Source organism: Camelimonas fluminis (assembly GCF_014656355.1).
Lineage (GTDB): Bacteria > Pseudomonadota > Alphaproteobacteria > Rhizobiales > Beijerinckiaceae > Camelimonas > Camelimonas fluminis.
The window spans coordinates 1-9,763 of the sequence record NZ_BNCG01000058.1 but is presented as its reverse complement, the minus strand read 5'-3'; the positions used below and the strand labels follow the sequence as shown (position 1 = coordinate 9,763).

Below are 9,763 nucleotides of genomic sequence, written 5' to 3'. Positions count from 1 at the left end.
CGTGGAACGCGCGCCCATCATCCGGTGGAATCAGTGCCCACCATCCCGTGGAACACGCACGGCAAGATCACGGCGACCTTCGCGGCACCTCTTTTCCCGAAATTCGTCCTGCTTCTATCCGTCGACACAATGATCGGGCTCGTCGCCGTCATCATCGTATGCGCACTTGCGAGCGTGGTCGCCATCCGCATGGCGCTCAAGGTCGATCCCGCCGAGGCTATCGGAGGTTGAGATGGGCAGCGGCGGAATCCTCATCGAAAAAATCAGGAAGCGGTATGGCAGCGGCGACACTGCTGTCGACGCCCTAAAAGATGTAAACATGAAAGTCGCATCCGGCGAGGTGGTCGGCCTGATCGGCCCCTCGGGATCGGGCAAGAGTACGTTGCTCAAAGCCTTGGGAGCAGTCATCGACCCGAGCGGCGGGCGCATGACTCTCGGCGACGAGGTAATCTATGACGACGACTGGAAAATTGCCGATCTTCGCGCGTTGCGGCGCGACAAGATCGGCTTTGTCTTTCAGGCGCCTTATCTCATCCCGTTTCTGGACGTCACCGACAATGTTGCTTTGCTGCCGATGCTGGCCGGTGTTCCTAATAGCGAATCGCGCAAGCGCGGTCGTGAACTTCTGAAGGCTCTCGACGTCGAGCACCGCGCTGCTGCCATGCCATCGCAGCTATCCGGCGGTGAACAACAGCGGGTCGCGATTGCGCGCGGACTGGTCAACCGGCCGCCGGTGATTCTTGCCGACGAGCCGACTGCGCCGCTTGATAGCGTGCGTGCGCTGACCGTGATCCGCATCCTCAACGATATGGCAATCAAATTTGGTACAGCCATTATCGTCGTCACTCACGACGAAAAGATCATCCCCACGTTCAAACGCATCTATCACATCAGAGACGGCGTGACGCACGAAGAAGCAGGCGAAGGGCGCGGCTTTGACTAACAGCAGAAACGAACATGATCGCCGTCATCCACCCCTTGCGGTAACTGGAACGGCCTGTGTTCGCCGAAAGGGGCGTGCGCCCTTTCAAAATGAATAAGGAGGAGCGGTCATGGGGTCTACCTGGACATCAGCTCCAGTAATTAAAGCACTTGGTGGAATCGCAATCCTGTTCGGAGTAGCCACACTCTTTTCCGGAGGAAGTGCTCTTTTTGAGCTGCATGGAACAGAAAATCATACGACGCAAATTGTCCCCTTCGTACTGTATTTCAATTTTGTTGCTGGTTTTGCGTATGTTGCCACCGGTGCTGGATTGATCATGAGGCATGGGTGGGCGTCTGTTTCTGCGGTGGCAATTGCAGTAGCGACCATCATAGTCTTTCTTGCTTTAGGTGGCTGGATATTGGCAGGCAATGCTTACGAGACGCGAACGGTCGTTGCCATGAGTCTGCGAACGGCGTTCTGGCTGGGTTTGGCAATAATTTCGGTAGCTAGTTATAGTCAAAACTCAACGCCGCTTAATTCAACAAACGACTCGTGATCTTTGGAGCTGTGGCGCAATTCAAATATACGCAGATACGATCTATGCCGCAGAGTAACTCGGCACGATGTCTCACTGACATTCAGCGCCAATGGTTGATCAGCAGGAGATGCCAACCTGCTAGGTTCGCGGCTTCGTCTCGTTTCACTAATTCAGACGCAAGCGGTCGCCGAATGTTTGAACTTTGGCCACGCGGCGAAAGCGCTCCGTGTCAGCCAGTCCAGCGTCAGCGCCCGCGTGAAGATATCCATGTTCTATGCTGAAATCTCCAATTCCAACGGCTGCTTCTCTGGTTCGGCGACGATAACAGAGCGCCGCTCTACCCATCGATAGATCGTCGGCAACAACAGCAATGTCAGGACTGTGGACGACAGCACGCCGCCGATAACGACGGTAGCAAGCGGGCGTTGCACCTCCGCGCCCGCACCGTGCGCGACCGCCATTGGTATGAAACCTACGCCCGCGACCAAGGCGGTCGACAACACCGGGCGAAGGCGATCCGTGGCGCCTTGTCGAACAGCCTCGATAACGGGCAGGCTTCGCCGCAACTCATTGATATGATCGATTAGGACGAGGCCATTCAGCATCGCGATGCCGGAGACAGCGATGAAGCCGATCGCGGCGGTGATCGAGAATGGCATATCCTGGAGCCATAGGGCCAATACGCCGCCGGTAATCGCAAACGGAATGCCGGTATAGACGATCGCAGCATGACGCACGCTCCCCAAGGCCGAGTACACGAGCAAGAAGATCATCAGCAGTGCGGCCGGCACGACGATTAACAGACGGGCGCGTGCTGCTTCCAACTGGCGGAATTGGCCGCCGAACTCGATGCGATAGGAGTCGGGTAGCGAGAGCTTGCTATCGAGGCGTGTGCGGGCGGCGGTCACGTAACCTTCGATGTCGCTGGTATTGAGGTTGACCATCAACGCTGCGCGACGCTTGGCATTGTCGTGCAGGATAGGCTCGACCGTTCTCACTTCGCGAAGCCTTGCTACGCGGTCGAGCGGCACGAGGCCCATCGCACCGACACGTAAAGGAAGAGCGAGGATCGATTTTATGTCGGCGCGCTGGGCTTCGGGCAAGCGAATGACAACGGCATAGCGACGTTCGCCGTCCGCGATGAAGCCGACCTCGTCGCCGCCAATCGCCGCGGCGATGGCGCGGTTGACCTCAGCTGTCCCCAGCCCCAATCGCACCATGGCGTCGCGATCGATCTCGACCACCATACTGTGGGTGCGGCTGGCGACCTCAAATGCGACATTGGCGGTGCCGGGCAGACCCTGCAATTCTTCCCGCGCCTGCGCGGCCAGCCGCTCGAGCACGTCATAGTCGTCGCCGAAGATCTTGACCGACAGATCCGCGCGCGTCCCCTCCAGCATCTCGTTGAAGCGCATTTCGATCGGCTGTGCGAAAAGGAACGACTGCTCTGGCGCCAGCGCGGTCGCAGCCTTCTCGATCGCCGCGACCAGTTCGCTCTTGTCACGCGGCATATCGGGACCTTGCGGCCATTGGTCCAGCGGTTTGTAGAAGATGTAGAGGTCGTTTTCGTTCGGCGGCATCGGGTCGGTTGCGACCGCGCTGGTTCCGATACGGGAGAAGGTCCGGGTCACTTGCGGGAAACGACGCAGAATTTCCCGCTCGGTTTGTTGTTCGATCGCAAGGCTGCGGGCGAGCGACATACCAACGGGTTTGTATACCATCGCGGTGATCGAACCCTCATCCAGGCGCGGCGTGAACTGCGAGCCAAGCGTCAGGAATGTTGCCAATGCCGCGCCGACCAGGGCTGTCGCAGATACGAACAAGACAGCGGGATGACGGAGGGCGAAGTTCAGGACAGGACGGTAACCCCGGATCACGATGGCGGCGTATCCGCCCTCATGAGCGATCGGGCTGTTGGTGATCGCCTCCGACAGAGAGGGCACCGTGTCCCCGGCATCCGGCTTGCGCACCTTCCCGCCCCGTAGAAATCGGGCACACAGCGCTGGCACAAGTGTAAACGTTATGATCAGAGCCGCCGCCAGCGCCAACATCACGGCTTGCGCCATGGGGTGAAATAGCTTCCCCTCGACGCCGCCCAGGCTGAGCACGGGCACGTAAACCAGTGCGATAATGGTAATCCCGAAGAACACGGGCCGCGCCACACCGCTCGCGGCTTTTACGATCACGCGGCGGCGTTCGTCGACTGTCAGCTCGCGCCCTTTGCCCCGCTGCGCTTCGCCTAACAACCGCAATGTGTTTTCCACAACAACGATCGCGCCGTCGACGATCAGGCCGAAGTCAAGTGCGCCGAGACTCATCAGATTGCCGGAGATGCCGAGTGCATGCATGCCCGTGATCATCATCAGGAACGCCAACGGGATGACGGAGGTGACGATTAGCGCCGCGCGCCAGTTGCCGACGACGATCAGCAGCACGACGGCGACCAGCAATGCGCCCTCACCAAGGTTGCGCTCGACCGTCGCGATGGTGCGGTCCACCAGTTCGGAGCGATCGTATTGAACCTGAAGGGTCATGCCCTTGGGGAGCGCCGCGCGCAGATTCGGCAGTTGCGCGTCGACGCGCCGGGCGACCTCCCGGCTGTTCTGCCCGACCAGCATCATCACCGTGCCGAGCACAGTTTCCTTACCATTCGCGGTCGCGGCGCCGTCGCGTGGCGCATGGCCTATGGTCACGGTGGCGAGATCGCCGACCGTCAGCGGTCGTAAGCCGCCGGCAAATTTTACGGGCAATGCGCGGATCATCTCAGCGGTCATGACGCGCGCTTCGGTTCGGACGGTGAATCGCTGGTCGTTCCTGGTAATGGTCCCACCGCCGGCATTGGAGACATTGGCGCCGACAGCCTGACCAAGCTCGCTCGGTGTGATGCCCGCAGCCGTCAGCTTTTTCAGGTCCGGCTCAATGACGAACTGACGTTCGAGCCCGCCGTTGGAGTTGACGTCGGCCACACCCTGGATTGCACGCAGCATCGGCCGTACGATGTATTCCTGAGCCTCGAACAGCTCCATCAATTGCTGCTGCTCGTCCATGCCGGACGGCGGCTGCGCCCATTCGAGCGTGTAGTACCAGATCTCGCCAAGTCCGGTGGTGATCGGTGCGAGGCGCGGCGACGATCCGGCCGGCAGCGTGTCGCGCGCCGCCGTGAGTCTCTCGTTGACGAACTGACGCGCGCGAAGCTGGTCCGTGCCATCCTCATAGATCAGCGTGACCTGCGACAAACCCGTTTTGGTGAGCGATCGCATCTCGCGCAGGCCCGGCTGACCGCCCATGCTGCGCTCGATCGGCAGTGTCACGAGACGCTCGATCTCTTCCGGCGCCAAGGCCGGGACGGTCGTATTGATCTGGACCTGCACGCCGGTTATGTCGGGGATGGCATCGATTTGCAGATTTAGGAAAGACCAGACCCCAAGAGCGCCCATCAGCAGAGCGATCATCATCACCGTGAGCGGTCGGCCGGTCGTCCATTCCAGAAGCCTGCGCGTCATTGGGACACGCCCTGGAAACTGCGGCCGCCATTGAGCGCGCGAAGCTGGAGCATCGCCTCCATGGCCTCGCGTCGCGTGTCGAGCAGGGCCGACAACGCGTCCAGATATTGGCGCTGCATCTCGACATAGGTTGCGACCGGGATCGCCCCCTGCCGATAGCTGTTGTCGGCGGTGGCGGCTGCACTCGCAAACTTCTCCGTCGCCGTCGCGGGCCACGTCGCAAGCACCCGACGTTTTGTTTCATAATAGGCAGCCTGCTCATAGACCTGCCTTGTAACGCGTCGATTGGCGGCGATCATGGCCGCCTCACCCTGGGACTGACGGCTCAATTCTTGCGCGACGCCGGCAGCTTGGCTGTTCCAAATCGGCAACGTCGTTGTCAGCCGTACCCCGAAATTGGTCTCGCGACTGTCTGACCTCGCGTGATTGACGTAAGGACCCACCGAAACATTCGGTATACGGGCCGTTTGAGCGAGATCGACGCGCAAACCTTGCTGCTGCAATTGCGCACGCAGCGCCCGGATCTCGAAATTATTGGCGCCGGCTTGCTGTGCCATGCGTTCGGCGGACGGAAGGCCGGGCAGCGTAACAACGGGTGGAGCAATGCGGATTCGCGTTTTGAGGGAGACACCGCGAAGCTGGTTCAGCTCATAACTGATGGTGCTGGCCTCTGAATCCGCAAGAGCGGCGTTGCGCTCGGCTGTGATGGCGCTCGCATCAAGAATGGCCGCGTCCAGCGCAGACGCCACACCTGCCGGATCGCGTTGCTCGACAATCCGTGCAAGCGCGCGCATCCGCACAGCGACATCGCGCGCGGCAACGGCCTTCTGCTCGGCCGCAAACAAGGCATATCCCAAGGACCGCGCCCGGCTTGTCAACGCTGCGTCGAACTGCGCAAGACCGATCCGCGCCAGCGCGATCTGACGATCGGCGATGGCGCGACGGAGCGCGCCGCGCCCGGCAAGGTCGAGCGGCTGCATGATCGACACACCATATGTCGGCCCGGCTCCCCTCGGTGCGCCGGTCAGGCCGTCGGCCATCCGGCGCTCGCCGAACTCAAACGCAACCTCCGGATCCGGCAGGCGGTCCGATGCATCGCGCTCAGCCCCCGCAAGCCCGATCTGCTGGGCATAAAAGCGCCGCTCGGGGTTGTTCGCGATAATAATATTGGCGAGCGCATCGATCGACAGCACGTTCGCCTGCTGGGCATATCCTGGAGCTGCCCATGTGCCCGCCAGCAACGCGGCTCCCGTCATGCAAACGATTCTCAGAAGCATTTTTGACATTGGCTCGGGTCTCGATACGGCCTTCTAGGCGTCTGAGTGCCACGCTAATCTGAACGCAAGCTGTCAGCGTAAATACAGGTTTATCCGGTATGCGACGGCGACAATCAGGAGATCGAGCCATTCGTATTCTTCTTGTCGAGGACAATCTTGATATCGGCGCCCGCCTCAAGGAGGGGTTGGCGAGCTCTGGCTTCGTCGTCGAACATGTAGAGGATGGCGAACACTTGTCAACGGCGGTGTAAAAGTCGACCATCGGGCGGCGCAAAAGTAGGCCACTTGGCGGGGCATTCGGGGAACGTCGGGAGGGCGTAGCCCGACCAGAGTTTCCCGAATGCGGCGTCGGCGTTCTTATGGGGTGGTGTCGGCGGTTTTTCGGGCCCTGCTCTGGGCGAGGCGATAGCTGTCGCCATTCATCTCGAGGATGCTGACGTGGTGGGTCAGGCGGTCAAGGAGCGCGCCTGTGAGGCGCTCGGACCCGAAGGTTTCGGTCCATTCGTCGAAGGGCAGATTGCTGGTGATCAGCGTCGATCCGCGTTCGTAACGCTGGGAGACCAGTTCGAACAGCAGCTCCGCTCCGGTCTTTGACAGCGGCACGAAGCCCAGTTCGTCGATGATGAGCAGCTTGTAGCCGGCCATCTGCTTCTGGAAACGCAGTAGGCGGCGTTCGTCGCGCGCCTCCATCATCTCGCTGACGAGCGCGGCGGCCGTGGTGAAGCCCACGGACAATCCCTTCTGGCAGGCTGCCAGCCCGAGCCCGATCGCAACATGGGTCTTGCCCGTGCCGCTGGGCCCGAGCGCGATGACGTTCTCGCGCCTTTCGATCCATTCGCAGCGCGCCAGTTCCAGCACCAGCATCTTGTTGAGCTTCGGGATGGCGGCGAAGTCGAAGCTGTCGAGGCTTTTGGCGGCCGGGAACTTCGCAGCCTTGATGCGCCGCTCGACCATCCTGCGTTCCCGGTCGATCAGCTCCAACTCGACCAGCCGGGCAAGGTAGCGAACATGATCCACGCCCTCGACCGCACATTGCCGCGCAAGCTTCTGGTGCTCGCGCAGGAAGGTCGGCAGCTTCAGCGCCTTGAGGTGATGAGCGAGCAGGAGTTCGGGGGCATCGCTGCTCATGCCGGCTCCTCCTCACGGTCCAGCAGCCGCATATAGGCCTTGGCCGAAGTCTTCTCGACGGTGGCTCTGGGCAGATAGGGGTAGATGTCGAGGTCCAGCCTGGACGGCCTGCGCTCGGCCCGGCACAGGACGAGGTGCTTCACGGCATCGAAGCTGATGGCGCCCAGATGCAGCGCCTGCTTCACGGCTGCGTGCAGGTCGGCCAGATCGAAGCTTTCCATCAGGCGCAGCACCTGCACATAGGCGCGCCGGCCCTGTTTGCCCATCCGCACCTCCATAAGGCGGCGCAGTGTCGTGAACGCCTCCGGCAGTTCCCAGCCCTGCAAGGGGGCCGCCTGGTCGAGCGCGTTGATCTTCTGCTCGATCAGCGGCAGGTAATGCAGCGGATCGAAGACAACCTCTTCGCGCGCATAGCTGCGCGGATGACGGGCAATGATCTCCCCGCCGCAGCCGATCACCACCGCCTCGACATAGCCCCGGATCCAAACGTCCTGGTGGCCGAAGGCGACCGGGACGGAGTAGTCGTTGGTCCTGTAACGCACCAGCGCCTGCGAGGAGACCCGGCCGCTGGCCTGGTCGCAGGCCTCGAAGGGCGAGGCCGGCAGCGGGCGCATCGCCGCCAGATCGCGCAGCAAGCGTTCGCCGATCGTCTCGCTCTCGCCGCGCAGCCGCTCACCCTGGCGCTTGCGGCACTGCTCTTCGAGCCACAGGTTGAACGCGTCCCACGATGCAAAGCGCGGGATCGGCACCATGAAGTTGCGCCGGGCATAGCCGACCAGTCCTTCGACGCTGCCCTTGTCATTGCCCTTGCCGGGACTGCCATAGCGGTCCCGGATCAGGTAGTGGGACAGGAAGCCGCTGAACAGCGCCGCCCGCTTGCGCGTGCCGTCGGGCAGGATCTTCGCCACCAGGCAGCGGTCGTTGTCGTAGACGATCGACTGCGGCACAGCCCCGAAGAAGGCGAACGCATGGATATGACCGTCCACCCATGCTTCGGCCACCGCCGCAGGATAGGCGCGAACATAGCAGGCGTCGCTGTGCGGCAGATCGAGCACGAAGAAGTGCGCCTTCTGCTCCACGCCGCCGATCACAACCATAGCCTCGCCAAAATCGGCCTGTGCGTGCCCGGCCGGGTGCGCCAGCGGCACGAACATCTCCTGGCCGCGCCGCGCCCGGTCGCGCATGTAGTCCTTGATGATCGTGTAGCCGCCGGTAAACCCATGTTCGTCACGAAGGCGATCAAAAACGCGCTTGGCCGTATGACGCTGCTTGCGCGAGACCGCACGGTCCGCATCAAGCCACTGATCGATGATCGGGATGAACGCGTCCAGCTTCGGGCGTCGCACCGGGGCCTGCCGCCGATAGCCGGGCGGAACCGAATACGCCATCATCTTGCGAACCGTGTCGCGCGATATGCCAAAATGCCTTGCTGCCTCGCGTTGGCTCATGCCCCCGTCGCAAGCCACGCGAACCTTCAGATATAATTCCACGGTGTAGATCCCTCGTCCCTCCCTGCGCCACGCAGAAAAGGGAAAAAGTGCACGACTTTTACGCCGCCCGCAGCAGGACTATCCCGCCGCTACCGTGGTCGACTTTCTCACCGCCGTTCTCAAACAGGCTCTTTTATTTGCGCTGCATGAGCGGTTTGATGCGATTATTCTCGACCTCGGTCTGCCTGTACTGCCCGGCATCGAGGTCTTGCGACGTTTGCGGCGCGCCGGTTCTTCCACGCCTGTCCTGATCCTGACGGCGCGCAGTAGCTGGACCGAGAAAGTCGAGGGGCTCAACGCCGGGGCCGACGACTACGTGGCGAAACCGTTTCACGTCGACGAGATCGCGGCGCGCCTTCGCGCGCTGATGCGGCGCGTCGCGGGCCAGGCGGCATCGGAATTGCGCCACGGAGACATCGCGCTCGATCCGGTCGCCGGCACGGCCACGGTTGCTGGCCGGCCGATCGATCTGACCGCGCAGGAATTCCGGCTGCTTCACCTCTTCCTGCACCGTGTCGGCCGCGTTGTGACGCAGGCCGAGCTGCTCGACCATCTCTACGGCCTAAATGAGGAACGCAGCTCGAACACCATTGAGGTTTATGTCGGCCGGCTGCGACGCAAGGTCGGTCGCGATACTATCAGGACATTGCGCGGCATGGGCTACAGGTTCGGTTGATGTTGGGAAGCCTGCGCGCGCGGCTGCTAGTCGGTGTTATTCTCACAACCGTGACAGGCATCGCTGTCGCCGGTGTGTCGATTTCCGCACTGTTCCGCGCCCATGTCACGGAATTGGTCAATGCTGAATTGATCGGTCATCTCGGCGAACTAGAAAGCCTGTTAACTGTAACCGCTGTCCTGCTCCCACCTTCTGCGTTGATTGCTGATGTAGGAAGATCGACTGC

At 61.6% G+C, this 9,763-nt stretch carries 8 protein-coding genes and 2 pseudogenes; 6 read left to right on the top strand and 4 right to left on the bottom strand.

What is annotated here, in order from left to right:
• The 4 genes and pseudogenes from IE243_RS21045 to IE243_RS24045 form a co-directional block, all read left to right on the top strand.
• A pseudogene (locus IE243_RS21045) lies at positions 1 to 231 on the top strand (hypothetical protein); the annotation flags it as partial.
• 1 nt (position 232) lies between these two features.
• Positions 233 to 943 carry an ABC transporter ATP-binding protein gene (locus tag IE243_RS21040; protein ID WP_191321274.1) on the top strand — a complete coding sequence of 237 codons (711 nt, stop codon included), beginning with the start codon at positions 233 to 235 and terminating at the stop codon, positions 941 to 943.
• A gap of 109 nt (positions 944 to 1,052) precedes the next feature.
• Positions 1,053 to 1,481: a hypothetical protein gene (locus IE243_RS21035; protein ID WP_191321273.1), complete on the top strand. Its 429-nt coding sequence runs from the start codon at positions 1,053 to 1,055 to the stop codon at positions 1,479 to 1,481.
• 117 nt (positions 1,482 to 1,598) lie between these two features.
• Positions 1,599 to 1,814: a LysR family transcriptional regulator gene (locus IE243_RS24045; protein WP_373301732.1), complete on the top strand. Its 216-nt coding sequence runs from the start codon at positions 1,599 to 1,601 to the stop codon at positions 1,812 to 1,814.
• Here IE243_RS24045 and IE243_RS21030 read toward each other — a convergent pair.
• From IE243_RS21030 to istA, 4 genes are all read right to left on the bottom strand, one after another.
• Positions 1,736 to 4,966, bottom strand: a complete 3,231-nt coding sequence (locus IE243_RS21030; protein ID WP_191321272.1) for an efflux RND transporter permease subunit — start codon at positions 4,964 to 4,966, stop codon at positions 1,736 to 1,738. The genes IE243_RS24045 and IE243_RS21030 overlap by 79 nt on opposite strands.
• Complete coding sequence (locus IE243_RS21025) at positions 4,963 to 6,222, bottom strand: TolC family protein (protein ID WP_244643299.1); 1,260 nt, start codon at positions 6,220 to 6,222, stop codon at positions 4,963 to 4,965. The genes IE243_RS21030 and IE243_RS21025 overlap by 4 nt, the downstream gene beginning before the upstream one ends.
• A gap of 378 nt (positions 6,223 to 6,600) precedes the next feature.
• Positions 6,601 to 7,371: an IS21-like element helper ATPase IstB gene (gene istB, locus IE243_RS21020; protein WP_191321270.1), complete on the bottom strand. Its 771-nt coding sequence runs from the start codon at positions 7,369 to 7,371 to the stop codon at positions 6,601 to 6,603.
• Positions 7,368 to 8,861, bottom strand: a complete 1,494-nt coding sequence (gene istA, locus IE243_RS21015; RefSeq protein WP_191321269.1) for an IS21 family transposase — start codon at positions 8,859 to 8,861, stop codon at positions 7,368 to 7,370. Before istA ends, istB begins: the two co-directional genes overlap by 4 nt.
• Before the next feature lie 94 nt (positions 8,862 to 8,955).
• Between istA and IE243_RS21010 the strand changes: the two genes are divergently transcribed.
• On the top strand, positions 8,956 to 9,537 hold the full coding sequence (locus tag IE243_RS21010) for a response regulator transcription factor (RefSeq protein ID WP_244643297.1): 582 nt from the start codon (positions 8,956 to 8,958) through the stop codon (positions 9,535 to 9,537).
• Positions 9,537 to 9,763: pseudogene (locus IE243_RS23240) on the top strand (hypothetical protein); the annotation flags it as partial. The gene IE243_RS21010 and the pseudogene IE243_RS23240, both read left to right, overlap by 1 nt.

Coding starts and splice junctions, on each gene's coding strand:
- IE243_RS21040 (WP_191321274.1), top strand. CDS start 233: ATGGGCAGCGGCGGAATCCTCATCGAAAAAATCAGGAAGCGGTATGGC.
- IE243_RS21035 (WP_191321273.1), top strand. CDS start 1,053: ATGGGGTCTACCTGGACATCAGCTCCAGTAATTAAAGCACTTGGTGGA.
- IE243_RS21030 (WP_191321272.1), bottom strand. CDS start 4,966: ATGACGCGCAGGCTTCTGGAATGGACGACCGGCCGACCGCTCACGGTG.
- IE243_RS21025 (WP_244643299.1), bottom strand. CDS start 6,222: ATGACGGGAGCCGCGTTGCTGGCGGGCACATGGGCAGCTCCAGGATAT.
- istB (WP_191321270.1), bottom strand. CDS start 7,371: ATGAGCAGCGATGCCCCCGAACTCCTGCTCGCTCATCACCTCAAGGCG.